Annotated in this window: 22 protein-coding genes; 20 read left to right on the plus strand and 2 right to left on the minus strand. The window is 41.4% G+C overall.

The window, feature by feature from the left end; translation table 11 throughout:
- The first annotated feature begins 59 nt into the window (after window positions 1–59).
- The gene (locus tag DV740_RS01890; RefSeq protein ID WP_278336390.1) at window positions 60–2,465 is read left to right on the plus strand and encodes a DNA internalization-related competence protein ComEC/Rec2; all 2,406 of its coding nucleotides are present in this window, start codon (window positions 60–62) and stop codon (window positions 2,463–2,465) included.
- 43 nt (window positions 2,466–2,508) lie between these two features.
- A complete protein-coding gene (holA, locus tag DV740_RS01895; RefSeq protein ID WP_117840936.1) occupies window positions 2,509–3,486 on the plus strand; it encodes a DNA polymerase III subunit delta in 978 nt (325 codons plus the stop codon).
- A 73-nt stretch (window positions 3,487–3,559) separates the two neighbouring features.
- Here the strand turns inward: holA and rpsT are convergent, their stop codons facing one another.
- A complete protein-coding gene (rpsT, locus tag DV740_RS01900) occupies window positions 3,560–3,823 on the minus strand; it encodes a 30S ribosomal protein S20 (protein WP_022243092.1) in 264 nt (87 codons plus the stop codon).
- Window positions 3,824–4,015: 192 nt separating this feature from the next.
- Here rpsT and gpr point away from each other — a divergent pair, with 192 nt between their 5' ends.
- From gpr to thiI, 15 genes are all read left to right on the plus strand, one after another.
- A complete protein-coding gene (gpr, locus tag DV740_RS01905) occupies window positions 4,016–4,963 on the plus strand; it encodes a GPR endopeptidase (RefSeq protein ID WP_117840937.1) in 948 nt (315 codons plus the stop codon).
- Between the two features lie 60 nt (window positions 4,964–5,023).
- Window positions 5,024–6,337, plus strand: coding sequence for a stage II sporulation protein P (locus DV740_RS01910; protein ID WP_242994194.1), 1,314 nt, complete (start codon window positions 5,024–5,026; stop codon window positions 6,335–6,337).
- Between the two features lie 116 nt (window positions 6,338–6,453).
- Window positions 6,454–7,788, plus strand: a complete 1,335-nt coding sequence (locus DV740_RS01915; RefSeq protein ID WP_117840938.1) for an MBOAT family O-acyltransferase — start codon at window positions 6,454–6,456, stop codon at window positions 7,786–7,788.
- A 12-nt stretch (window positions 7,789–7,800) separates the two neighbouring features.
- On the plus strand, window positions 7,801–8,688 hold the full coding sequence (locus tag DV740_RS01920) for a GDSL-type esterase/lipase family protein (protein ID WP_117840939.1): 888 nt from the start codon (window positions 7,801–7,803) through the stop codon (window positions 8,686–8,688).
- A 4-nt stretch (window positions 8,689–8,692) separates the two neighbouring features.
- Window positions 8,693–10,504, plus strand: a complete 1,812-nt coding sequence (gene lepA, locus DV740_RS01925) for a translation elongation factor 4 (RefSeq protein ID WP_022243087.1) — start codon at window positions 8,693–8,695, stop codon at window positions 10,502–10,504.
- 17 nt (window positions 10,505–10,521) lie between these two features.
- Window positions 10,522–11,709: a radical SAM family heme chaperone HemW gene (hemW, locus tag DV740_RS01930; protein WP_118087372.1), complete on the plus strand. Its 1,188-nt coding sequence runs from the start codon at window positions 10,522–10,524 to the stop codon at window positions 11,707–11,709.
- Window positions 11,710–11,915: 206 nt separating this feature from the next.
- Window positions 11,916–12,959, plus strand: a complete 1,044-nt coding sequence (hrcA, locus tag DV740_RS01935) for a heat-inducible transcriptional repressor HrcA (RefSeq protein ID WP_022243085.1) — start codon at window positions 11,916–11,918, stop codon at window positions 12,957–12,959.
- A gap of 20 nt (window positions 12,960–12,979) precedes the next feature.
- Complete coding sequence (grpE, locus tag DV740_RS01940; RefSeq protein ID WP_118087373.1) at window positions 12,980–13,633, plus strand: nucleotide exchange factor GrpE; 654 nt, start codon at window positions 12,980–12,982, stop codon at window positions 13,631–13,633.
- Window positions 13,634–13,651: 18 nt separating this feature from the next.
- The gene (dnaK, locus tag DV740_RS01945; RefSeq protein WP_117840941.1) at window positions 13,652–15,532 is read left to right on the plus strand and encodes a molecular chaperone DnaK; all 1,881 of its coding nucleotides are present in this window, start codon (window positions 13,652–13,654) and stop codon (window positions 15,530–15,532) included.
- Window positions 15,533–15,609: 77 nt separating this feature from the next.
- On the plus strand, window positions 15,610–16,785 hold the full coding sequence (dnaJ, locus tag DV740_RS01950) for a molecular chaperone DnaJ (protein ID WP_117697001.1): 1,176 nt from the start codon (window positions 15,610–15,612) through the stop codon (window positions 16,783–16,785).
- Between the two features lie 284 nt (window positions 16,786–17,069).
- The gene (locus tag DV740_RS01955) at window positions 17,070–17,600 is read left to right on the plus strand and encodes a molecular chaperone DnaJ (protein ID WP_242986051.1); all 531 of its coding nucleotides are present in this window, start codon (window positions 17,070–17,072) and stop codon (window positions 17,598–17,600) included.
- A 240-nt stretch (window positions 17,601–17,840) separates the two neighbouring features.
- Window positions 17,841–18,797, plus strand: coding sequence for a 50S ribosomal protein L11 methyltransferase (gene prmA / locus DV740_RS01960; protein WP_117840942.1), 957 nt, complete (start codon window positions 17,841–17,843; stop codon window positions 18,795–18,797).
- Window positions 18,798–18,802: 5 nt separating this feature from the next.
- On the plus strand, window positions 18,803–19,543 hold the full coding sequence (locus tag DV740_RS01965; RefSeq protein WP_117840943.1) for a 16S rRNA (uracil(1498)-N(3))-methyltransferase: 741 nt from the start codon (window positions 18,803–18,805) through the stop codon (window positions 19,541–19,543).
- 30 nt (window positions 19,544–19,573) lie between these two features.
- Complete coding sequence (locus DV740_RS01970) at window positions 19,574–20,740, plus strand: cysteine desulfurase family protein (protein WP_118087374.1); 1,167 nt, start codon at window positions 19,574–19,576, stop codon at window positions 20,738–20,740.
- A 17-nt stretch (window positions 20,741–20,757) separates the two neighbouring features.
- Complete coding sequence (gene thiI / locus DV740_RS01975; RefSeq protein ID WP_117697007.1) at window positions 20,758–21,945, plus strand: tRNA uracil 4-sulfurtransferase ThiI; 1,188 nt, start codon at window positions 20,758–20,760, stop codon at window positions 21,943–21,945.
- A 178-nt stretch (window positions 21,946–22,123) separates the two neighbouring features.
- Here thiI and DV740_RS01980 read toward each other — a convergent pair whose 3' ends face one another.
- Window positions 22,124–22,354: an HPr family phosphocarrier protein gene (locus DV740_RS01980; protein ID WP_118087375.1), complete on the minus strand. Its 231-nt coding sequence runs from the start codon at window positions 22,352–22,354 to the stop codon at window positions 22,124–22,126.
- Window positions 22,355–22,443: 89 nt separating this feature from the next.
- Here DV740_RS01980 and mtaB point away from each other — a divergent pair, with 89 nt between their 5' ends.
- The 3 genes from mtaB (at window position 22,444) to ruvX (ending at window position 24,644) form a co-directional block, all read left to right on the plus strand.
- Window positions 22,444–23,796 carry a tRNA (N(6)-L-threonylcarbamoyladenosine(37)-C(2))-methylthiotransferase MtaB gene (mtaB, locus tag DV740_RS01985; protein ID WP_118087376.1) on the plus strand — a complete coding sequence of 451 codons (1,353 nt, stop codon included), beginning with the start codon at window positions 22,444–22,446 and terminating at the stop codon, window positions 23,794–23,796.
- 136 nt (window positions 23,797–23,932) lie between these two features.
- Window positions 23,933–24,196, plus strand: a complete 264-nt coding sequence (locus tag DV740_RS01990) for an IreB family regulatory phosphoprotein (protein ID WP_022243074.1) — start codon at window positions 23,933–23,935, stop codon at window positions 24,194–24,196.
- Between the two features lie 10 nt (window positions 24,197–24,206).
- Complete coding sequence (gene ruvX, locus DV740_RS01995) at window positions 24,207–24,644, plus strand: Holliday junction resolvase RuvX (RefSeq protein ID WP_022243073.1); 438 nt, start codon at window positions 24,207–24,209, stop codon at window positions 24,642–24,644.

Genomic DNA, 24,644 nt, shown 5'->3' on the forward strand with positions numbered 1-24,644 from the left:
GTGGTATTATTGTCTGCCTGTCTGTTCCGACGGTCATAAAAGTTATCTTTATCAGCTTTGTGGCAGGGTGTCAGATGTATCTGCTGTATGCCCTGCGGCAAAGAAAACGGAGGGTATACCGGTTTACAGCAGTACTTGGAATAGGATTTTTTCTGCTGGGAATTGCAAGAATCTGGTATATGCAGCAGCAAAGCTATACCATTGAGACGATTTTAAAAGAGCAGGAGACCAGCCTTTTTGTAGAAACAGATGCTTCCAGAGGCTGGCAGACGGAAAATGAAAAGACAATTTTACAGGGGAAGATAGAGAAAAAAGAACGAAAAAACAATCAGACAAGATTATATCTTAATCATGTTTTCTTACGGATTGGAGATAAAACCTATAAAACCAATTCTGTCCTGGTTCGACTGAAGCAAGAACCATCTGACCAATCGTGTCGTATTGGAACAACCATTGTATTAGAAGGAAATATCCGACAACTGAATCGCGCTGCCAATGATGGTAATTATGATGAATTTCAATATTATCACAGTCTGAATATGGATTATCATTTTGATGCCGAAAGGATTTGTGGGGAATATGGAAGAGAAGATGTACTGGCAGAGAAATTATTTATGATAGAAGAAAAGTTAAAAGAAGATTATATAAATAATTTATCGGAAAGAAATGCTGGGATTCTTGGAACAATGCTTTTAGGAGATAAAGAACTTTTGGAAAAGGAGGTTTCAACAGTCTTTCAACAGGCAGGAGCCAGCCATGTGCTGGTAATCAGTGGAATGCATATTTCCTGCATTGGACTGTTCTGTTATGGACTTCTTAGAAAAAAAGGAAATTCTCTTTGTGCCTGTACGGCAGCGGTTGTATTTTTGTTCTGTTATGTGAAAATGACCGGGATGGGAATATCTGCTATCCGGGCATGGATTATGTTTGCACTTCTTATGGCAGCCAAGCTGTCCGGGCGAAGCTATGATAGCAGAACCGCTCTTTCTGTGGCAGTGCTGGTGCTTTTATGGAAAAACCCGTATCTGGTTGAAAATGCAGGACTCCAGTTTTCGGTAGCTGCAATTCTTGGTGTGGTAGTAGTGGCAAAATGTATTGAACAGTTGTTTCCAAGGGAGCAAAAACAGCAAACACAGGAACGGAAAACAGGCGATAAGGCGGCAAATAAAATACGGGAAATATGGAAACGGCAAATCCGGCAGAACTTTTTAGTTTCGCTTTCCGTTCAACTTACAACACTTCCACTGGTGGCATACTATTATTATGAAGTGCCGGTCTATGCTTTGCTTCTGAATCTACTGATAGTTTCTTTGTTAAGTGTAGTTTTAATAAATGGAATAACTGCAACATTGCTCATGTGTATGGGAAAAATTGTTGTAGGAAGGCTGTTTGCGGGACCGGTAATCATGATGTTGGAATTATTGCTGGACGGAATTTATGTTGGAGTCAGCTGGTGCAGCCGGCTCCCGGGAGCTACGAAGATAGTAGGACAGTGGCCGATACAGCGCATCATATTCTATTATCTGATGCTTGCAGCCACCTGCTTGCTGATAAAAAACCGGACAAAGAAAAGCGGAAACAGAGATGGGAATAGAAATACAAATACAAATACAAATATACTCCTTAGAAAGTTTCCGATTGTTTTGATTGGAAGCGTGGTGTTACTTCTGGTTCTTCGTCCGGTAAAGAGTAATCATCTTATGGCAGTTCTTGATGTGGGGCAGGGAGATGGCATCTATGTACGACTGGGGGAAGATACCAATCTTTTTCTGGATGGCGGAAGCACTGATGTGTCTAAGGTGGGAACGTATCGGATTTTGCCATTTCTAAAAAGCAATGGAATCACAAAGATAGATTATTGGTTTATAAGCCATTATGACGAAGACCATGTGAACGGATTGTTAGAAGTTCTTGAGACGGAGTATTCTGTTGAAAATATTATATTGCCTGGAAAACAGCCGGATGTAAAGAATTATCAGAGCATATGTGCACTGGCAGAGCGGAGAAACATTCCCATCGTATATATGAAAGAAGGAGATTGCATAAGAAGTGGCGAGGATACCATAAGCTGCCTCCTTCCGGACGGAGAGTATCAGGCAGAGGATGAGAATGGAAAATCCATGATATTGCTCTATCAGACGAAATATATTTCCGGGATATTTACCGGAGATGCCGGAGAAGCAGAAGAAAATTGGCTCTTAGAAAAGCAGCGGTTGTGGAAAGTAGATTTTCTTAAAGTAGGACATCATGGCTCAAAGTATTCCTCGACAGAAAAATTTTTAAAAGCACTTTCGCCGGAACTGGCATTGATTTCCTGTGGGGAAAACAACCGATATGGACACCCTCATCAGGAGACCATAAATCGATTAAAAGAAGCTTCGGCAGAAATTTTTGATACGATGGAAGGCGGTCAGATTTCGCTGGAAGAGGAAAAGGGAAGGATCACAATTCAAAGCTTTCGGTAAGTATGCTTTGATAAAGAAGTAAAAATATAGTATAATATCCTTTATGAAAACAATAGATAATGACATTAAAATGGGACAATTAAAAAACGTATATCTTTTATATGGAACGGAAGACTATCTGAAACGGCAGTATCGTGATAAGCTAAAACATGCACTGGTAGAGCCGGATGATACGATGAATTTTTCAGCATATGAGGGAAAGGATATTAATCCAAAGGAACTGATTGATTTATCGGAGACACTGCCATTTTTTAAAGAAAAGCGTATGATTCTGGTGGAAAACAGTGGCTTCTTTAAAAACAGCTGTGATGACCTGGCAGAATATATGAGCCAGGTGCCGGAATCCACCTGCTTTGTTTTTGTGGAAGAAGAAGTGGATAAGCGTTCCAAATTATTTAAAGCGGCATCCAGGGCTGGAAGTGCCGTAGAATTTGAGACCCCGAAGGAAGATATGCTGGTCCGCTGGATACTGGGCAGAATCCAGCGGGAAGGGAAGAAAATTACCCAGTCCGTGATGCAGCTTTTCCTGTCAAAGACCGGTTCCGATATGGAAAATATTGATAAGGAATTAGAAAAGCTTATCTGTTATACATTGGATAAGACAGAGATTTCTGCGGCAGATGTAGAGGCAATCTGTACCGGACAGACGGAAAATAAAATCTTTGAAATGATTGATGCCATCTCTGCCAGGAATCAGAAGAAGGCTTTGGACTTATATTACGATTTACTGGCATTAAAGGAAGCACCCATGCGGATTTTATTCCTGATTGCAAGACAGTTCCAGAATCTGCTTTTGATAAAAAGTATGTCAGCAAAAGGATATCCTGCTGTCAGTATTGCAAAGACTGCAGGGATGCCAAGCTTTGCAGTGCAGAAGAATCTTCGGCAGGCAGGAGCTTTTAAAATAAATCAGTTAAAGGAAGCAATTGAAGACTGCGGACAGGCAGAAGAGGATGTCAAGACGGGAAGAATGGCAGACCAGTTAGCCGTAGAACTTCTGATTGTAAAATACAGTGCATAAAAAAAGAACGTTTCGAATGACGGTACGAAACGTTCTTTTTTATAATCGTTTATAATCTATGCTCTTCCGGCAATTATGCCATCTTGTTCACAGCTTTGTTTAAGCGTGAAATCTTTCTGGAAGAAGTGTTCTTGTGATAAACACCCTTAGTAGCAGCTTTGTTGATTTCAGATGTTGCAGCAACTAATGCAGCAGCAGCAGCCTCTTTATCGTTTGCAGCGATTGCAGCGTCTACTTTCTTAATAGATGTTTTAACTTTTGATCTAATAGCCTTGTTTCTATCAGCTTTGGTCTGATTTACAAGAATTCTTTTCTTAGCAGATTTAATGTTAGCCAACCTGTACACCTCCAATATGATTGTTTTATTGTTTTTGGTTGTTTCATTAAAGCCGGACACGGACGTTCTAATGTAAACATACTATGATAGTTTATCCCACATATTTACATCTGTCAATACATATTTGGAGAAAAAATGTAAAAAATAATAAAGAAAATTTATTTGGAAAAATTGTTTACAGGAAGTGAAGCTATGTTTCAGATAAGAACAGACCTCGCATTAGAGACGAGAGAAAAATTTGATGAAGATCATATTGAAGTAAAGGGAGTACGGGTAGATGAGGAGAGAATTTCACCGGAAATCATGATTACAAGAGTGTTCATTGACACAGAAAACGGAGCAAAGGCAATGAAAAAACCGAAGGGAACCTATATTACCATTGAGGCTTCGGACATGATGGAAGAAGATGAGGATTATCACAGAGAAGTGTCCGGGCAGCTGGCAAAAGTGATTGAAACCATGCTGCCGGGGAAAAAAGAAGAACTCAAGATATTGGTAGTGGGTCTTGGTAACCGGGAAGTGACACCGGATGCATTAGGACCTTATGTAGTAGATAATATGATGATTACCAGGCACATTATCAAGGAATATGGACAATATGCCTTTGGAAATAAGGTGAGGAGCCAGATAAGCGGAATTGTGCCGGGCGTAATGGCACAGACCGGCATGGAATCAGGAGAGATTGTCCGGGGAGTCATTGAAGAGACGAAACCGGATATTGTAATTGTGGTGGATGCACTGGCGGCCCGCAGCGTGAAGCGTCTGAACCGTACCATCCAGATTACGGATACCGGAATCAATCCCGGTTCCGGTGTGGGCAATCACAGGCACGCCATTAATAAAGAAAGCATGGGAATTCCGGTAATTGCCATAGGAATTCCTACCGTAGTAGATGCCGCAACGATAGTTTCAGATACCATGAGTGACTTAATCGGAGCCATGCGGGAGTCAGCGCAGCTAAAAAGTGTGGGAAATGGGCTGGCAGGTCTGGATGAAATTGAAAAGCATGAGCTGGCAAGAGAACTTTTATCTCCACATTTGAATGCAATGTTTGTAACCCCAAAAGATATTGATGAAGCGGTAAAAAGGCTGAGCTATACCATATCAGAGGGACTGAATCTGGCATTCTCCCGGTTCTAAAGGGACAGAAGCTGCATAGAATATAGTGTTTGCTATGGCAGAACAGGAGGTGCTGGCAGCATGAGAGTCTATGGGCAAAGATATCAGGGAAAAACGGAACTGGTCAGGAAACGAAAAAAATGGTACAGGCAGTCTGCTATTGCACTTTTTCTGTTGTATGCATTTTTTCTTATGGTGAAAGCGGGAACCGGAAGGGAAACACTGGCAAAACGTTTTTTTTCCTATATACAAAATGAGATATCCATGTCCATGACCAGACAGTATATTCCGACTGTTGCCTATATGGCAGAGGGCAGGCAGGAACAGACACTGAGTGATTTTTTGCTGGAAAAAGTGACAGACCAGATACCACTTATCGGATATGCAGATACCATAAGGACTTATGAAACGACAATTGAGAGCAGCCTTTCAGAAGAAGAGATTGTTGCACTGGAAGGAAAGGATGAAGCGGAAGTAGAGGCCAGACAGATGGCGGAGGCAGCCAGCAGAGAGAATCAGGACTGCATAGTGGCAGAAATGGAGCAGGAAAATGCGCAGGCAGGAGCAGATGCGGCAGCAGAAGCGGCAGAGCAGCCGGCAGCCCCGGATAATACAGCAGTCAGTTCTCAGCCGTTGGTGGAGATTCCAAGAGAAAAATTAAATGATTTTGATTATCTGATTCAGAATTTTTATCAGGTGGACAATACAACAACCATCAATAGCAGTCAGTTAAATGCAGAAGAATTGTTAAATATGGATTTAACCATAAAAACGCCGGCAGACCAGCCACAGATTCTGATTTACCATACCCATTCCCAGGAAATGTTTGCAGATTCCGACCCAAATGATGTAATGACGGGCGTTATGGGAACAGGGGAATATCTTACCAGCCTGTTACAGGAAAAATATGGATTTCAGGTCATGCATCATATGGGACAGTATGATGTGGGAGACAGAGATCACGCCTATGCCAATGCGGAGGGGCCCATTGAGCAGCTGTTAGCAGAGAATCCGAGCATAGAAGTGGTAATAGATTTACATCGTGATGCAGTGGATAAGCATATGGTGCGGGAGGTAAACGGGGTGCAGATGGCACCGATTATGTTCTTTAACGGACTGAGCCGGACAAAAGCGCTGGGAGATATTTCTTATCTCAATAATCCAAACCTTACCGGGAATCTTGCTTTTTCCCTGCAGATGCAGATTGCAGCGGCAGAGTATTATCCGAATCTTACCCGCCCGATTTATTTAAAAGGATACCGGTATAATATGCATTTTAAAGAGAAATATCTTTTGATCGAAATGGGTTCCTATACCAACACGCAGGAGGAGGCACGCAATGCCATGGTTCCACTGGCAGACCTTTTGAACAGAGTGTTGCATGGAGAAAATTAGAAAAATATTTCGTAATGAAAATGTAATAACTTTTTCGGAAAAACACATTGAAATCACTTGCATTTCTTATATAATAAAAGAGATGCGTAAAATAAAACGAAAGATATGGAGTTATCATGGAATTTTCAAGCTTAGAATTTTTATTTCGGTTTTTGCCGATTTTTCTTATTATATATTATCTGGTACCGGTAAAGTATAAAAATCCGGTACTTTTCTTTGGCAGTCTGGTATTTTATGCCATGGGAAGCTGGAAGGATGCACTTCTTTTACTGTTTTCCATGAGTCTGAACTATATTCTGGTATTACTGATGGATCATATAAGAAGGAAGAGCAGCAGAAATACCATGCTTGTGATTTTGCTTTGCTATAATATCGGATTATTGTGTATATTTAAATATACAAGATTGTCGCTTCCGCTTGGAATCAGCTTTTATACTTTTACCATGCTTTCCTATGTGCTGGATGTCTATAAGAAGAAAACTGCAGCGTTGAGGGATTATCTGGAATATGGAACTTATATCCTTTTGTTCCCAAAGCTGATATCCGGACCGATTGCCCAGTTTGCCAATATGGCAGGGCAGTTAAAGAAACATCCAATCCGTCTGGAGAAAATCGAACATGGTCTGACTCTTTTTATCATAGGATTGGGATATAAAGTAATTATTGCAAATCATCTGGCAATTCTCTGGCGTGATATTCAGGGCATTGGTTTTGAGAGTATTTCCACACCGTTAGCGTGGATGGGAGCATTCGGTTATTCTGCACAGTTATTCTTTGATTTCCAGGGATATTCCCTGATGGCAATCGGAATCGGAGAGATGCTTGGATTTGATTTGCCGAAGAACTTTGACCATCCGTATCGTTCCAGGACAGTGTCTGAGTTTTACCGCCGGTGGCACATTACACTGGGAAGATGGTTCCGTGATTATTTATATATTCCCTTGGGAGGCAACCGGAAGGGAAATGCGTGGACATTTTTCAATCTGCTGATTGTCTGGGTTGTAACCGGAATGTGGCATGGTTCTACCATTAATTTTCCATTATGGGGCTTGATTTTATTTGTATTTATTGCGTTGGAACGATTTGTAATCAGAAATTTTTTAGAGAAACATGGATGGCTGGCACACCTTTACATCTGGTTTGTAATCCCTCTGACCTGGGTCGTGTTTGCAATTACGAAGTTATCTGATTTGAAAGTATATTTTGCAAGACTGTTCCCGTTCTTTGGAACCGGAATCGCAGTCAATGCAGGCGATTATCTGAAATACGGCAGAACCTATGGAGTGTTTTTCCTATTGGCATTTGTGGTATCACTTCCTTTTATGGATAAGATATTAAAAAAATGCTGGAAGAAGTGGTGGATGAAAGCAATTTTGTTTGTTGTATTATGGATTTGTATTTATCAGATTGCAAATGGACTGAACAATCCGTTTATGTATTTTAGTTTTTAATGGGAGGCTGCCATGAAGAAATGGAAGAAATGTCCGCTTCTTATTGTTACGGCAATCAGTATGCTGCTGGTAAGCGGTGTTGCCTTAGCCGGAACAAAGGGCGCATATAAAGAATATAATAAGGACTGGCCGAAGGTTCCGGCGGTGGCTGGCATGATGCAGGCATCCAAAGAGGGCGTTCTGCCATGGGATAAGGCAGAACCGGAGGAGGATTTGGAAAGCGTATATGCTGACAAAGAGGAGCCGGCAACGGAAGAAGCAGCAGAAGCAGTTGCAGATACGGAGGCAGAAGAGGATAAGACTTATACTTTTACCGATGTAACCCAGGATTATTTTGATGATGCAGTATTTATCGGAGATTCCAGAACCGTTGGATTAAGGGATTATGGCGGCTGGGATAATGCAACTTATTATGCCAGTATCGGACTTACGGTCTATGATATGTTTGATACGCCGATTGTCGAGGAAAACGGCGCGAAGATTACCGTTGAAGAAGCATTAAGCGAGCATCAGTTTGGTAAAGTCTATCTGATGATTGGAATCAACGAAATGGGAACCGGTACAGTAGACAGCTTTATGAAAGCATATGAAGAAGCTGTCAATCATATCCGGGAATTACAGCCGGATGCACTGATTTTCTTACAGGGCATTATGTATGTAAAACAGGAAAAGTCAGAGACCGACCCGATTTTTAACAATCCGGCAATCAAAGAACGGAATGACAGAATTGCAATGCTTGCAAATAATCACGATATATTTTATATTGATGTAAATGAAGTAGTGACTGACGAAACAGGAAATCTGAATCCGGAATATACTTATGATGAGATTCACCTGCTGGGAAAATATTATTCCCTGTGGACGGATTTCCTTTTGAAACATGGAATAAAGAAGGAGTAAATATATGTCAATCGACCAGAGTAAGATTCGTAATTTTTGTATCATTGCCCATATTGACCACGGTAAATCAACCCTTGCAGACCGTATTATCGAAATGACAGGACTTCTGACTAGCCGCGAAATGCAGGCACAGGTTTTAGATAATATGGATTTGGAGCGGGAACGTGGAATTACCATTAAGTCCCAGGCAGTCCGTATTATATATCATGCCAAAGATGGAGAAGAATATATTTTCAATCTGATTGATACACCGGGACATGTGGACTTTACCTATGAAGTATCAAGAAGTCTTGCTGCCTGTGACGGTGCTGTGCTGGTAGTAGATGCGGCACAGGGGATTGAGGCACAGACCCTTGCCAATGTATATCTGGCATTAGACCATGATCTGGAAGTGATTCCAGTCATTAATAAAATTGATCTGCCGAGTGCAAGGCCGGAAGAAGTAGTAGAAGAAATTGAAGATGTGATTGGAATTGAGGCACAGGATGCACCACGGATTTCTGCCAAAACAGGGTTGAATGTGGAAGAAGTATTAGAGCAGATTGTGCATAAATTACCGGCACCAAAAGGGGACGCCAAAGCGCCCCTTCAGGCGTTGATTTTTGATTCTGTGTATGATGCTTATAAAGGTGTTATTGTATTCTGCAGAATCCGGGAAGGTTCCGTAAAACCGGGGACAACCATCCGCATGATGGCAACCGGAGCAGAAGCAGATGTAGTAGAAGTAGGATATTTCGGAGCCGGACAGTTCATTCCATGTGATGAGTTAGAAGCCGGAATGGTAGGTTATATTACTGCCAGCCTTAAGAATGTGAAAGAAACCCGTGTGGGTGATACCATAACAGAAGCAAAGCGTCCTTGTGATGCACCATTGCCGGGATATAAGAAAGTTAATCCGATGGTATACTGTGGATTATATCCAACAGATGGAGCCAAATATCCGGATCTTCGTGACGCTTTGGAAAAATTACAGTTAAATGATGCAGCCTTACAGTTTGAACCGGAGACTTCCATTGCATTGGGCTTTGGTTTCCGTTGTGGTTTCTTGGGACTGCTTCATTTGGAGGTAATTCAGGAGCGGTTAGAGAGAGAATTTAATCTTGATTTAGTAACGACAGCACCAGGCGTTGTATACCGGGTACATAAGACTGATGGTACCATGATAGAATTGACAAACCCATCCAATCTTCCGGATCCATCCGAAATCGAATATATGGAAGAGCCGATGGTTGCAGCAGAAATTATGGTGACATCCGAATATGTAGGTGCTATTATGGATTTGTGCCAGGAACGCCGTGGTATCTATAAGAGTATGGAATATATTGAGCAGACCCGTGCAGTTATTAAATATGACCTTCCGTTAAATGAAATTATTTATGATTTCTTTGATGCATTGAAATCCCGTTCCAAAGGATATGCGTCCTTTGATTATGAGATGAAGGGTTATGAGCAGTCAGAGCTTGTGAAACTGGATATTCTTATTAATAAAGAAGAAGTGGATGCTCTTTCCTTTATTGTATTTAAGGATACCGCCTATGAGCGTGGAAGAAAGATGTGTGAGAAGTTAAAGGAAGAGATTCCGAGACATTTATTTGAAATCCCGATTCAGGCAGCCGTTGGAAGCAAGGTAATTGCCCGTGAGACGGTAAAAGCAATGCGAAAAGATGTGCTGGCAAAATGTTACGGCGGTGACATCAGCCGTAAGCGTAAACTGTTAGAAAAACAGAAGGAAGGTAAGAAACGTATGCGTCAGGTGGGAAATGTAGAGATTCCACAGGAAGCATTTATGAGTGTACTGAAGTTAGATGAGAAATAGATGACAGGAGAACATAGATGGAACTTTATGTGCATATTCCTTTTTGTGTAAGAAAATGTGAATATTGTGATTTCTTATCAGCACCTGCGGACGAGCGGTTACAAAACCGCTACGTGGGTGCTCTTTTGCATGAAATCAGATATTACGGACAGACAATGGGACGTCCGGCTCTTTCTACTATATATATAGGGGGTGGAACACCGTCTCTTTTAGCTCCGGAATATATCACACTTCTTTTAAAACAGATTCAGGTAAGCTTTGAGGTGGAAGCAGATGCAGAGATTACCATAGAATGTAATCCCGGAACTTTAAATGAGGAAAAACTTCTTACCTATAAAGAAGCAGGCATTAACCGTCTCAGCATAGGGTTACAGTCTGCCTTTGATGATGAATTAAAGATATTAGGAAGAATCCATACTTACCGGCAGTTCTTGGAGAATTATAAATGTGCCAGAAGATGTGGCTTTGAAAATATCAACGTTGATTTGATGAGTGCCCTGCCTTATCAGAGTACGGAGAAATTTGTCACCAGCTTAAAGCGTGTCATAGCATTAAAACCGGAGCATATTTCAGCCTATTCCCTGATTATCGAAAAGGGAACACCATTTTATGAAAAATACAAATTCGAGGCAGTGCTCCGGGAAGCCGGAAAGCCGACAGAGCATCTGCCATCTGAAGAGACGGAGTATGAAATTTATAAAAAGACTCAGGAGATTCTTGCAGAGGCAGGTTATGAGCATTATGAAGTATCCAATTATGCAAAGCAGGGGAAAGAGGCAAGGCATAATATCGGATACTGGAAGCGGGTACCGTATCTTGGGGTAGGACTTGGGGCAGCTTCCCTGATTGGAGAAGTACGCTACAGTAATATAAGAGAGATTGAAGCGTATATCAAAGCATGCGGTAATATTTCGGCGAAGGAAATAGATGGAGTACCGGCATTGAATCTCCATGAGAGTGCAGATGCAATCAGCCGCCATGCCCAGATGGAAGAATTCATGTTTTTAGGCCTGCGTATGTTAAAGGGAGTTACAAGAACAGAATTCAAAGAGACTTTTGGCGTGGAAATAGAAGCAGTATATGGCGAAGTCTTAAACCAGCTTAAGGAAGAGGACTTAATCGAGAAAAAAGCCGGTGTAATAAAGCTCAGCGACCATGGCATGGACATCAGCAACTATGTACTCGCCCAGTTTTTACTGGATTAAGTAGTGCGGTGTTGAACCGCATTGAATCAGAACAAATCTAAAGAAAATATAAAATTATAAAATGCTGTTGACAAAAAAAACGAATGGTGCTATCTTAAGTACATAGAAATTAGCACTCTTTCAAGTTGAGTGCTAACAACTAAGAAAAAGCAGTACAAAAAGCTTTTTCAAATACCTATAAAAGTTTCATTTTCAGGAGAACGTGAATGAACGAGAACGAATTAGATGAAAGAAAAACAAAAATCTTAAATGCAATCATTCGCAACTATCTGGAAACAGGTGAGCCGGTTGGTTCAAGAACCATTTCCAAGTATACGGATTTGAACTTAAGTTCCGCAACAATCCGGAATGAGATGTCGGACTTAGAAGAGATGGGATATATTTTGCAGCCACATACATCGGCAGGAAGAATTCCATCCGATAAGGGATATCGCTTCTATGTAGATAATCTGATTGCAGAGAAGGACAAAGAAGTATCCGATATGAAAGAGTTCGTAATTGAACATACGGAGAAGATGGAACAGGTATTGCAGCAGGTGGCAAAGCTGTTGGCGAACAACACGAATTACACCACCATGATAACAGCACCGCAGTATCACCACAACAGCCTGAAGTTCATCCAGTTATCCAATGTGGATGATGAACATATTCTGGCAGTTGTCGTATTGGAAGGCAATCTTGTGAAAAATAAGATGATTCCGATAGAAGAGCCGATAGATAATGAGCATATGTTAAAACTTAACATGCTTTTGAATACACATTTAAATGGATTGTCATTAGATCAGATTAATCTGGGCACCATAGCAGTGTTGAAAGAGAAAGCCGGTATCCATTCCAAAGTCATCAGTGATGTATTGGATGCAGTAGCAGAAGCAATCAGCGAAGACGAGGATTTGGAGATATATACCAGCGGTGCAACGAATATCTTAAAATATCCGGAGTTATCGGATTCGCAGAAAGCAGGAGAGCTTTTAGATGCGTTAGAAGAGAAGAAACAGTTAGTAAGTCTGGTGACGGATAACCTCAGCAATGAGGAGAACGGCATACAGGTTTATATAGGAGATGAATCTCCAATTCAGACCATGAAGGACTGCAGTGTGGTAACAGCTACCTATGAACTTGGTAAAGGCGTGAAGGGAACGATAGGAATTATCGGACCGAAGCGTATGGATTATGAGAACGTCATGGATAATCTGAAAAATTTGAAATCACAACTAGAAGGCATATTTGATAAGCCGAAGAAAGAATAGCATAGAAAGGTGGTAAGAAAGTGGCAGAAGAAAAGAAAGAAGAAGTGCTTGAAGAAGTATTAGAAGACTTAGAAGCAGAGGATGCAAAAAAGCAGGAAGAAGCACAGAATACCGCCTCAGAAGAAAAAGAAGTTGAGGCAGAAGAAAAAACGGAAGATACCGAATCTGAACCGGAAGAAATAGAGAAAGAAGATGAGGAGAAAAAGAAAAGTATCTTTAAAAAGAAAGACAAGAAAGATAAGAAGGATGAACAGATTGAAGATTTAACCGATCGGCTGAAACGTCAGATGGCAGAATTTGAAAACTTCCGTAAGAGAACGGAAAAGGAAAAGAGCCAGATGTATGACATGGGAGCCAGTGCAATCTTAGAGAAAATCCTTCCAGTTATCGACAATTTTGAAAGAGGGCTTGCAGCTGTACCGGAAGAAGACAAAAACAATGGCTTCGTAGAAGGTATGGATAAGATTTATAAGCAGATGATGACAGTGCTGACAGAAGTTGGTGTAACACCGATTGAAGCAGCCGGTCAGGAGTTTGACCCGAATCTCCATAATGCAGTAATGCATGTGGAAGATGAAGAACTCGGTGAGAATGTAGTAGCCGAGGAGTTACAGAAAGGTTACAAGTACAAAGAAAATGTAATCAGACATAGCATGGTAAAAGTAGCAAATTAAGCATAGGAGGATAAGAACATGAGTAAAATTATTGGTATTGATTTAGGAACAACAAACAGTTGTGTGGCAGTTATGGAAGGTGGAAAACCTACCGTTATAGCAAACCAGGAAGGTGCAAGAACAACACCATCTATCGTAGCATTTACAAAAACAGGTGAGCGTCTGATTGGTGAACCTGCAAAACGTCAGGCAGTAACCAATGCAGAGAAAACAATCTCTTCCATTAAGAGACATATGGGAACCGATTACAAAGTAAGCATTGATGACAAACAGTATTCTCCACAGCAGATTTCTGCAATGATTTTACAGAAATTAAAAGCTGATGCAGAAGGATATTTAGGAGAAAAAGTATCAGAAGCAGTTATTACTGTACCGGCATACTTCAATGATGCACAGCGTCAGGCAACCAAGGATGCAGGTAAGATTGCAGGACTTGATGTAAAACGTATCATCAACGAGCCGACAGCAGCAGCACTTGCTTATGGACTGGACAACGAAAAAGAACAGAAAATTATGGTATACGACTTAGGTGGTGGTACATTTGATGTATCTATCATCGAAATCGGTGACGGAGTCATCGAAGTATTATCTACAAATGGTGATACCAGATTAGGTGGAGATGATTTCGATAACAAGATTACACAGTGGATGATTGACGAATTCAAGAAAGCAGAAGGCGTTGACTTATCTACCGATAAGATGGCTCTTCAGAGATTAAAAGAAGCTGCAGAGAAAGCTAAGAAAGAGTTGTCTTCAGCAACAACAACCAATATCAACCTGCCATTCATTACTGCAACAGCAGAAGGACCAAAGCACTTTGATATGAACTTGACAAGAGCAAAATTCGATGAGTTGACACATGACTTAGTAGAAAAAACAGCAATCCCGGTGCAGAACGCTATGAAGGATGCAGGCGTAACCAATGCAGACTTAGGCCAGGTATTATTGGTTGGTGGTTCTACACGTATCCCGGCTGTTCAGGATAAAGTAAGACAGTTAACAGGCAAAGAGCCAAGTAAATCCTTAAACCCGGATGAGTGTGTAGCACTTGGTGCCTGTATCCAGGGTGGTAAATTAGCAGGAGATGCCGGCGCAGGCGATATCCTTCTTCTGGATGTTACGCCATTGTCACTGTCTATCGAGACCATGGGTGGAGTTGCAACAAGACTGATTGAGAGAAATACAACAATTCCTACAAGAAAGAGCCAGATTTTCTCAACAGCAGCAGATAATCAGACAGCAGTAGATATCAACGTAGTACAGGGTGAGCGTCAGTTCGCAAGAGATAACAAATCCCTTGGACAGTTCCGTCTGGATGGTATCCCACCAGCACGTCGTGGAGTTCCTCAGATTGAAGTTACTTTCGATATCGATGCAAACGGTATTGTAAACGTATCAGCAAAAGACTTAGGAACCGGAAAAGAACAGCATATTACAATTACTGCCGGATCTAACATGTCTGATGCAGATATCGATAAAGCAGTAAAAGAAGCAGCTGAATTTGAAGCACAGGACAAGAAGAGAAAAGAAGCAATTGACACCAGAAATGATGCAGATGCCTTCGTATTCCAGACACAGCAGGCATTAGACCAGGTTGGAAATAACCTTGATGCGGCAGATAAATCTGCAGTAGAGGCTGACTTAAATGCACTGAAAGCTTTAGTAGATGCAAATCCACAGGCTGAAAACATGACAGATGATCAGGTTGCTGAGATGAAAGCAGCAAAAGAGAAACTGATGGAAAGTGCACAGAAAGTATTTGCTAAGATGTATGAGAATGCTCAGGCAGCTCAGGGAGCCGCTGGTGCAGGCCCTGATATGGGAGCAGGTGCAGCCGGTGGAGCAGCTGCAGGTTCTGCAGATGATGATGTGGTAGATGCTGATTACAAAGAAGTATAATTCTACAGATAAAAAGCAGTAGAAAGGGTTGGCAGTTTTACTGTCAACCCTTACAAACGGTAAAGAGGGAATAGATTATGGCAGAACAGAAAAGAGACTATTACGAGGTCTTAGGCGTTGATAAAAACGCAGATGACGCAGCAATAAAAAAAGCATATCGTGTCCTTGCCAAAAAATATCATCCGGATATGAACCCGGGGGATAAAGAAGCAGAAAAGAAATTCAAGGAAGCATCTGAAGCATATGCAGTACTGAGCGACCCGGAGAAGAGAAAACAGTATGACCAGTTTGGTCATGCAGCCTTTGATGGAGGTGCCGGCGGAGCAGGCGGATTTGATTTTTCAGGTATGGATATGGGAGACATTTTTGGAAGCTTTGGAGACATTTTCGGAGATTTCTTTGGCGGCGGAAGACGCAGCAGCAGCAACGGACCGATGAAGGGAGCCAATGTACGTGCCAGTGTCAGAATTACATTTGAAGAGGCAGCATTTGGCTGTGAGAAAGAAATTGATTTAGTATTAAAGGATGAATGTAAGACCTGTCATGGTACAGGAGCGAAGCCGGGAACCAGTCCGGAGACCTGTAGCAAATGTCAGGGAAAAGGAAAAGTGGTATATACCCAGCAGTCCTTATTTGGTATGGTACAGAATGTACAGACCTGTCCGGAATGTAACGGAAGCGGTAAAATTGTTCGTGACAAATGTCCGGACTGTCGTGGAACCGGCTACATTGCCAGCAGGAAGAAGATTAAGGTCAGCATTCCTGCCGGAATTGATAACGGTCAGAGTGTAAGAATCCGTGAAAAAGGTGAGCCGGGTGTAAATGGCGGACCAAGAGGAGATCTTCTGGTAGAAGTAGTAGTATCCCGCCATCCAATCCTTCAGAGACAGGGCATGGATGTATATTCAACAGCACCAATCAGTTTTGCACAGGCAGCATTGGGCGGAGAAGTAAGAATTACAACCATTGACGGCGATGTGGTCTACGAAGTAAAACCTGGTACACAGACCGACACCAGAATCCGTCTGAAAGGAAAAGGAATCCCATCCCTGCGTAACAAGGCAGTCCGTGGTGACCAGTATGTTACACTTGTGGTTCAGGTTCCGACCGGATTAAATGAAGCTGCAAAGGAGGCACTGCGCCAGTTTGATGCAGAGACCGGTAATTCATTAAAGACACAGAATGGTGCGGCAGGCACGAAAAAGAAAAAGGGATTTATGGGAAAAATTAAAGAGTCCTTCGATGATTTATAAAAATGATAAAGCTGTTTCCTGAAAAATGGAGGCAGCTTTTTTTACGCGAGTAGCGAGAAAAATCGCATGCTTGCATGCAGATTTGGCGAGCACCGCGATAACTCGAGAAACTCGCAAAGCGTGTTTCTCGTAGTTGAGTATTGTGATAACTCGGGAAAACTGCAAAAGTGAGTTTCTCGTTGTTGCATTTTGTGACAACATATTGTATACTGTTTCTGATTCATAAGTTTTTTGTAACCATATGTTGATTTAGGCAACCGTTTATGAGACAAGGAGAGAGATTTATGAAGCAGCATAACAGCGCTGTGATTAAGAAGGATGCAGCACAGTTTGATAAATGGTGTTTTCAGCAGACTGTGGAACTGGAACATACAAGGAGAGAACTGGAAAATTCCAAACGCGAGATGGAACACCATCAGAGGGAGTTAGAACGTCAGAAGCGGAAATTCGAGATGGAGAAGAATCTTGAACAGGAGCGGATGAAGCGGGAACAGCATCTTTTTGACATGAAGTGGAAAATATTAGAAAGTGAACTTCAGAAACTTGCTGCCGAAAAGCAGAAAATGGAGCGTCAGAGAGACTTTTACAGCAGAGTACATGAATTTGAACAGGAGAATAGAAACCAATCATCCAATGTGGTGAAGGGAGAAATGTTCTTTATGGGCGTGGGCAATGAAAAATCATTGCGGAAGCGTTATAAGGATTTGATTAAAATATATCATCCGGATAATCTCAATGGAGACACCGGTACCATTCAGGAAATTAACCGGGAATATCAGGTGCTGATGCAGAAACTGGAAGTAAAATATCAGTAATAAGATTGCAATAATAGCACAGCAATGACATAGCAATAAACAGGAAAATCAGCGGGCAGAAGAAATATGTTCCGCTGTTTTTGTGTTACCAGACATGCATAGGCGTCGCTATGTATCTAAAGAAGCTGTCTGCTGGTTGCCGTTGATTCCCTTACAGTTGCGAAAAATAAAAAGCTATGTTAAGATTAAAATGTTTGCTTTTTATAATAGAAGGTTAAGATAAGAACAGGAGCAGAAACTATGAAATGGGATAAATATACAATAGATACAACAACAGAAGCTGAGGATTTTATCAGCATGATGTTATCAGAAAATGGCATTGAAGGAATTGAAATCGAAGATAATGTACCATTGACGAAAGAAGAAACAGGAGAAATGTTTATTGATTTTCCGCCGGAGCTTCCACCAGACGAAGGAAAAAGCAAAGTCAGCTTTTATTTAGAGGCAGGCGAAGACCATACCGAGACTTTAAAGGCAGTCCGCATTGGTTTAGAGCAGTTAAGAAGCATGGTAGAAATCGGAAGCGGAGATATTACCTCCAGCCAGACCGAGGATATTGACTGGATTAATAACTGGAAACAGTTTTTTCAGTCTTTTTATATCGATGATATTTTAATCAAACCAACCTGGGAACCATTAAAGGAAGAGGATAAAAATAAATTCTTAATCGAGATTGACCCGGGTATTTCCTTTGGAACCGGAAAGCATGAGACAACACAGCTTTGTATCCGCCAGATTCGTAAATATTTAAAAGAGGGCGAGCGTGTTCTGGATGTAGGATGCGGCAGCGGAATCTTATCCATTGCAGCATTAAAGCTTGGTGCAGGCAGCGTAGTGGGTACGGATGTGGATGGAGATTGTATCACATCAACTCATGAAAATATGACAGTCAATCATCTGGCAGAAAATTCAGGTGAATTTTATGTTGGAAACCTGATTGACGATAAAGCATTTCAGGAAAAGATTGGCACAGGTTATGATCTGGTCGTAGCGAATATTTTGGCGGATATTATTATTCCGATGGCACCGGCACTTTATCAGTGTGCGAAAGAGCAGGGAGTGCTTATTACTTCCGGAATTATTGATTTTAAAGAAAACGAAGTAAAAGAAGCTTTAGAGCAGGCAGGCTTTGAAATCTTAGAAGTCAACCATCAGGGCGAATGGGTCAATGTAACTGCACGGAAAAATCAGAGGTAAAATAGATGCATCAGTTTTTTGTTGAAAAAAGCCAGGTGGGCAAAGAATATGTTACCATAACCGGAAGCGATGTAAATCATATCCGGAATGTACTGCGTATGAAAATCGGAGAGACGATTCGCATCAGTGACCGGGAAGGTGGCAATTATTTTTGTAAGATTGCAGAAACCGGAGAAAATTTCGTGCAGGCAGACATAGTATCTGTGGACGAAGAAGGAACCGAACTTCCGTCTAAAATCTATTTATTTCAGGCACTGCCGAAGGGAGATCGGATGGAAACGGTGATTGAAAAGGCAGTAGAACTTGGTGTCTATGAAATCATTCCGGTAGCCATGAAATACTGTGTGGTAAAGCTGGAAGGAAAAAAGGCAGCACAACGGGTACAAAAATGGCAGGCGCAGGCAGAGACTGCAGCAAAACAGTCAAAGCGCAGTATCATTCCAAAGATTCATGAAGTAGTATCTTTCAAGGAAGCCGTAAAGCTGGCAGAAAACTGTGATATCCGCTTAGTGCCTTATGAAAATGAAAATGGCATGGAAGGAACCAGGACAGTATTAGAGCAAATCGAACCGGGGAAGAGTATCAGCATTATGATAGGACCGGAAGGCGGATTTGCAGAGGAAGAGATTGCAAAAGCAAGAGAGACCATGCAGTCCATTTCCTTAGGAAGAAGAATACTTCGGACAGATACAGCAGGTATCTGCATGATGTCCATGCTGATGCTGCAATTAGAGAGCCGTATATAACGAAAAAACAGTAAGAAAGTGTAGAAAAGTATGGAAGCATATCTGGATAATTCTGCGACCACCCGCTGCAGTGACCGGGCGTGTCAGTTAATGGTAGACCTTCTGACGAAGGATTATGGCAATCCATCTTCCCTTCATATGAAAGGAATTGAGGCAGAACGATTTGTTGAGACTGCAAAGAAGAAAATAGCAAAAACATTAAGAGTATCAGAAAAAGAAATCATCTTTACATCCGGTGGAACGGAGTCAAATAACCTTGCGATTATCGGTGCTGCAATGGCAAACCGCAGAGCGGGAAATCATATTATAACCACATCCATTGAACATGCATCCGTAGAGAATCCAATGGAATTCTTAAAGGAGCAGGGCTTTGACATTACTTATCTTTCTGTGGATGAGAATGGAATTATTTCACTGGAAGAATTAGAAGAAGCAGTAACGGAACAGACTATTCTTGTTTCCATGATGCAGGTAAATAATGAAATCGGAGCCATCGAGCCGGTTGCAGAAGCTGCAGAGCTTATTAAGAAAAAGAATCCGGCTACACTGATTCATGTAGATGCAATCCAGTCTTATGGAAAAATGTATATCTATCCAAAGAAGCTTGGCATAGACATGCTTTCCGTCAGCGGACATAAGATTCACGGTCCAAAGGGAAGCGGATTCCTCTGGGTGAAGGAAAAGACGAAATTAAAGCCGCTGATATTAGGCGGTGGACAGCAGAAGGGAATGCGTTCCGGAACGGAAAATGTACCGGCAATTGCAGGGCTTGGAGAAGCAGCAGAAGAAATCTATGAGAATCTGGATGAAAAGAGAGCGCATCTTTACGGATTAAAGCAGCGTTTTATCGACGGAATCGAAAAGCTGGAAGGAACCCATGTAAATGGAAAGACCGGAGAGGATTCTGCACCACATATCGTCAGCGTCAGCTTTGAAGGAATCCGAAGTGAAGTATTATTACATTCACTGGAAGACAGGGGGATTTATGTATCTTCCGGTTCTGCCTGTTCTTCCAATAATCATGCAGGCAAACAGAAGGGAAGCAAGACCCTTAGAAACATTCATTTAAAGGAAAACCTTCTGGATTCCACACTGCGTTTTTCCTTCAGTGTGCATACAACGGAAGAAGAGATTGATTACGCATTAGAAGTACTGGGAGAGCTGCTTCCGGTATTGAAGAAATATACAAGACATTAAAAGAGAAAGGAAATCATATGTATAAATCATTTCTGGTAAAATATGGAGAAATCGGAGTAAAGGGAAAGAACCGCTACATTTTTGAAAATATGTTAATGGAGCAGATCCGCCATGCGTTAAAGACAGCAGAGGGCGAGTTTGAAGTAACCAAAGAGCAGGGAAGAATCTATGTCAATGTAGTATCCGATGACTATGATTATGACGAGACCGTAGAAGCATTAAGCCGTGTATTTGGTATTGTAGGATTCTGTCCATTACTTCAGGTAGAGGATGAAGGCTTCGATAAATTAGCGGAGACAGTGGTAGATTATCTGGGTAAAGAATATCCGGAAAAGAACTTTACTTTTAAAGTAAATGCAAGGAGAGCAAGAAAGAATTATCCTCTTGATTCCATGGAAATCAATGCTGAACTGGGTGGAAAAATCTTAGATGCGTTCCCGGAGAGCAAGGTAGATGTGCATAACCCGGAGGTTATGGTCTGCATTGAAATCAGAAGTCTTATCAATATTTATTCCAAGGAAATTCCGGGACCGGGTGGAATGCCGGTAGGTTCTAACGGAAAAGCCATGTTATTATTATCCGGCGGAATCGACAGTCCGGTAGCAGGTTATATGATTGCAAAACGTGGAGTAGCGTTGGACGCAACTTATTTTCATGCACCGCCATATACTTCAGAACGTGCAAAACAGAAGGTAGTGGATCTGGCAAAACTGGTAGCAAGATACAGCGGACCTATCAATCTTCATGTAGTGAATTTTACCGATATCCAGCTTTATATTTATGAGAAATGTCCACATGAGGAGCTTACCATTATCATGCGCCGCTATATGATGAAACTGGCAGAGCATTTTGCTAAAGAAAACCGCTGTTTAGGACTGATTACCGGAGAGAGTATCGGACAGGTCGCAAGCCAGACCATGCAGTCATTAGCGGCAACCAATGAAGTATGTACCATGCCGGTATACCGCCCATTGATTGGATTTGACAAGCAGGAAATCGTAGAAGTATCAGAAAAAATTGATACCTATGAGACATCTATCCAGCCGTTTGAAGACTGCTGTACCATTTTTGTGGCAAAGCATCCGGTTACCAAACCGAACATTGAATACATCAAGAAATCTGAAACAAAGTTAGAAGAGAAGATTGATGAACTGATGCAGACTGCAATTGATACGGTAGAAGTGATTCACGTAGAAGCAGAGTAGTGTGAATAGAAATAGAATGCTGTTTAGAAGCAGAATATTACGTAGAAACAGATAATATATAAAAGCAGAGCAATATATAGAAACGGAATTAAATAAGGGACCCGCACAGCGTAGCGGGTTCCTGCACAAATAAAAAAAGGGATTGCTTTCGCAATCCCCCCAATTCATTTACATCAATTCAATTAAGATAAGGTTTTAATGCTTCCATAATCTCATCCAGATTAGACTCTGCATGAATTGCTAAGTCGATTGGTTTGGATAAATCTAAGCTGAAGATACCCATGATAGATTTAGCATCGATAACGTATCTTCCAGAGATTAAGTCGAAATCAAATTCGAACTGTGTGATTGCGTTTACGAAGGATTTCACCTTATCGATTGAGTTTAATGAAATTTGAACTGTTTTCATAGTAAGACCTCCTTGGTTGCTATAAATACTTTTTCTTAATAGTAACTTCTTTGGAGGTAAAAGTCAACTAGAAGTGAGGAAAAAATCGAATGAAAAAAGCAGCATTGCACAATTTGGGATGCAAGGTGAACGCATATGAGACGGAGGCTATGCAGCAGTTATTAGAACAGGCAGGTTATGAGATTGTTCCTTTTACGGAACAGGCGGATGTCTATGTGATTAACACCTGTTCGGTAACCAACATGGCAGACCGGAAATCCCGCCAGATGCTTCATAAAGCAAAAAAAGAAAATCCGGACAGTATCGTTGTCGCTGCCGGCTGTTATGTCCAGACTTCATCGGAAGAAGCAGCAAGGGATTTATCCGTGGATATCATTATCGGAAATGACAAGAAACATGAACTGGTGGAGCTTATTGAAAACTGTATGAACCAGAAGAAAAATGCAAACGAAGAAACCGAAGGAGTGGATGACTGGAAGGAAAATATCTGCGATATTAATGAGAAAGGCAGAGCATATGAAGCACTGTCTATCAGCCGGACGGAAGAACATACCAGAGCTTTCTTAAAGGTGCAGGATGGCTGCAACCAGTTCTGCACATATTGTATTATTCCATATGCGAGAGGTAGAATCAGAAGCCGTAAGGCAGAAGAGGTCGTGCGTGAAGTGGAGACACTTGCAGCAAATGGCTGTAAGGAAGTGGTACTGACCGGAATCCATTTAAGTTCCTATGGATTAGACCATGGAGATAATCTTTTACATCTGATTCAGGAAGTGCATAAAGTAGAAGGTATCCGCCGGATTCGTCTGGGTTCCTTGGAGCCTGGAATCATCGATGAGAATTTTGTGAAAGAGCTGGCAAAATTAGAAAAAATCTGTCCGCATTTTCACCTGTCCCTGCAGAGCGGATGTGATGCAACCTTAAAGCGGATGAACCGGAAATATGATACAGCCACTTATGAAGCAGGCTGTAAGCTGATTCGGAAATATTTTACCCATCCGGCAATTACCACAGATGTTATCGTAGGATTCCCGGGAGAAACAGAGGAAGAATTTGAGGCAACAAAGGAATTCTTAGAGCGGATTCATTTTTATGAGATGCATATTTTCAAGTATTCCAAGCGCAAAGGTACGAAGGCAGCAGTGATGCCGGATCAGGTGCCAGAACAGGTGAAGACAGAACGCAGTAAGGTGCTTTTGGCACTGGCACAGGAAATGTCAGAAGAATTCCGGGAGTATTATGTTGGCAGACCGGAAGAAATATTATTAGAAGAAACCGGTGAAATCGCAGGAAATGTATATTTTACCGGATATACCAAAGAATATGTAAAGATAGCAGTGCCGGAGGCAGAAGGGGAAGAAAATATTTTGGTGAAAGGTGTAGTGACCGGACGGATTTCAGCAGATGTATACCGGATGGAAAATATTGAAAAAGCAGAGTAGAATTATCGGGAAAAGATAAGTGTATGAGAAGTGTATTTTGAATAATGGTTGAATTTTGCAGTACTTTATATTAGAATAGATTTAGCGATGCTTTTTCATTAGGAAGAACAAAAGAGCAAAATAAGGGCGTGAAAAAATGCAGAACATGAATAACACACAATATTTTAGAGTTGAAAAAGAACCGGAAATCAGGGTACATGATGTACTTAAGATTGTATACGAGGCATTATCTGAGAAAGGATACAATCCGGTCAATCAGATTGTTGGATATATTATGTCTGGTGATCCGACTTATATTACCAGTCACAATAATGCAAGAAGTCTGATTATGAAAGTAGAACGTGACGAACTTGTAGAAGAGATATTAAAGGAATATATCCATACAAATTCATGGAAGTAGGAGGCAGTTGATGCGGATAATCGGTCTTGACTTCGGTTCTAAAACCGTTGGAGTTGCCGTTAGCGATGAACTGCTTATTACTGCACAGGGAATTGAGATTGTGCGCAGAAAATCAGAAAATAAGCTGCGTCAGACATTGGCACGTATTGAAGAATTAATCAAAGAATATAACGTGGAGAAAATTGTTCTCGGCTTTCCGAAAAATATGAATAATAGTGAAGGCGAGCGTTGTGAAAAAACCTTAGAATTTAAAGAAATGTTAGAAAGGCGTACCGGACTTACAGTAGAGCTGTGGGACGAACGCCTTACTACTGTTGCGGCGGATAATCTTATGATGGAAGCCGGAATCCGAAGAGAGAATCGCAAAGAATATGTGGATCAGATAGCGGCATCCTTTATTTTACAGGGATACCTTGACTATCTGCAGAATGAAAAGAATCAGGAGTAA

The sequence above is a fragment of the Roseburia sp. AF02-12 genome (assembly GCF_003461765.1).
Lineage (GTDB): Bacteria > Bacillota > Clostridia > Lachnospirales > Lachnospiraceae > Roseburia_C > Roseburia_C amylophila.

Bases quoted from the DNA above. Each gene is read 5' to 3' on its own strand.
- gpr (WP_117840937.1), top strand. From the start codon at position 4,016: ATGTTTCAGATAAGAACAGACCTCGCATTAGAGACGAGAGAAAAATTT.
- DV740_RS01910 (WP_242994194.1), top strand. From the start codon at position 5,024: ATGAGAGTCTATGGGCAAAGATATCAGGGAAAAACGGAACTGGTCAGG.
- lepA (WP_022243087.1), top strand. From the start codon at position 8,693: ATGTCAATCGACCAGAGTAAGATTCGTAATTTTTGTATCATTGCCCAT.
- dnaJ (WP_117697001.1), top strand. From the start codon at position 15,610: ATGGCAGAACAGAAAAGAGACTATTACGAGGTCTTAGGCGTTGATAAA.
- DV740_RS01920 (WP_117840939.1), top strand. From the start codon at position 7,801: ATGAAGAAATGGAAGAAATGTCCGCTTCTTATTGTTACGGCAATCAGT.
- mtaB (WP_118087376.1), top strand. From the start codon at position 22,444: ATGAAAAAAGCAGCATTGCACAATTTGGGATGCAAGGTGAACGCATAT.
- DV740_RS01980 (WP_118087375.1), bottom strand. From the start codon at position 22,354: ATGAAAACAGTTCAAATTTCATTAAACTCAATCGATAAGGTGAAATCC.
- DV740_RS01915 (WP_117840938.1), top strand. From the start codon at position 6,454: ATGGAATTTTCAAGCTTAGAATTTTTATTTCGGTTTTTGCCGATTTTT.
- DV740_RS01955 (WP_242986051.1), top strand. From the start codon at position 17,070: ATGAAGCAGCATAACAGCGCTGTGATTAAGAAGGATGCAGCACAGTTT.
- DV740_RS01970 (WP_118087374.1), top strand. From the start codon at position 19,574: ATGGAAGCATATCTGGATAATTCTGCGACCACCCGCTGCAGTGACCGG.
- holA (WP_117840936.1), top strand. From the start codon at position 2,509: ATGAAAACAATAGATAATGACATTAAAATGGGACAATTAAAAAACGTA.
- prmA (WP_117840942.1), top strand. From the start codon at position 17,841: ATGAAATGGGATAAATATACAATAGATACAACAACAGAAGCTGAGGAT.
- dnaK (WP_117840941.1), top strand. From the start codon at position 13,652: ATGAGTAAAATTATTGGTATTGATTTAGGAACAACAAACAGTTGTGTG.
- hrcA (WP_022243085.1), top strand. From the start codon at position 11,916: ATGAACGAGAACGAATTAGATGAAAGAAAAACAAAAATCTTAAATGCA.
- hemW (WP_118087372.1), top strand. From the start codon at position 10,522: ATGGAACTTTATGTGCATATTCCTTTTTGTGTAAGAAAATGTGAATAT.
- DV740_RS01990 (WP_022243074.1), top strand. From the start codon at position 23,933: ATGCAGAACATGAATAACACACAATATTTTAGAGTTGAAAAAGAACCG.
- thiI (WP_117697007.1), top strand. From the start codon at position 20,758: ATGTATAAATCATTTCTGGTAAAATATGGAGAAATCGGAGTAAAGGGA.
- ruvX (WP_022243073.1), top strand. From the start codon at position 24,207: ATGCGGATAATCGGTCTTGACTTCGGTTCTAAAACCGTTGGAGTTGCC.
- DV740_RS01965 (WP_117840943.1), top strand. From the start codon at position 18,803: ATGCATCAGTTTTTTGTTGAAAAAAGCCAGGTGGGCAAAGAATATGTT.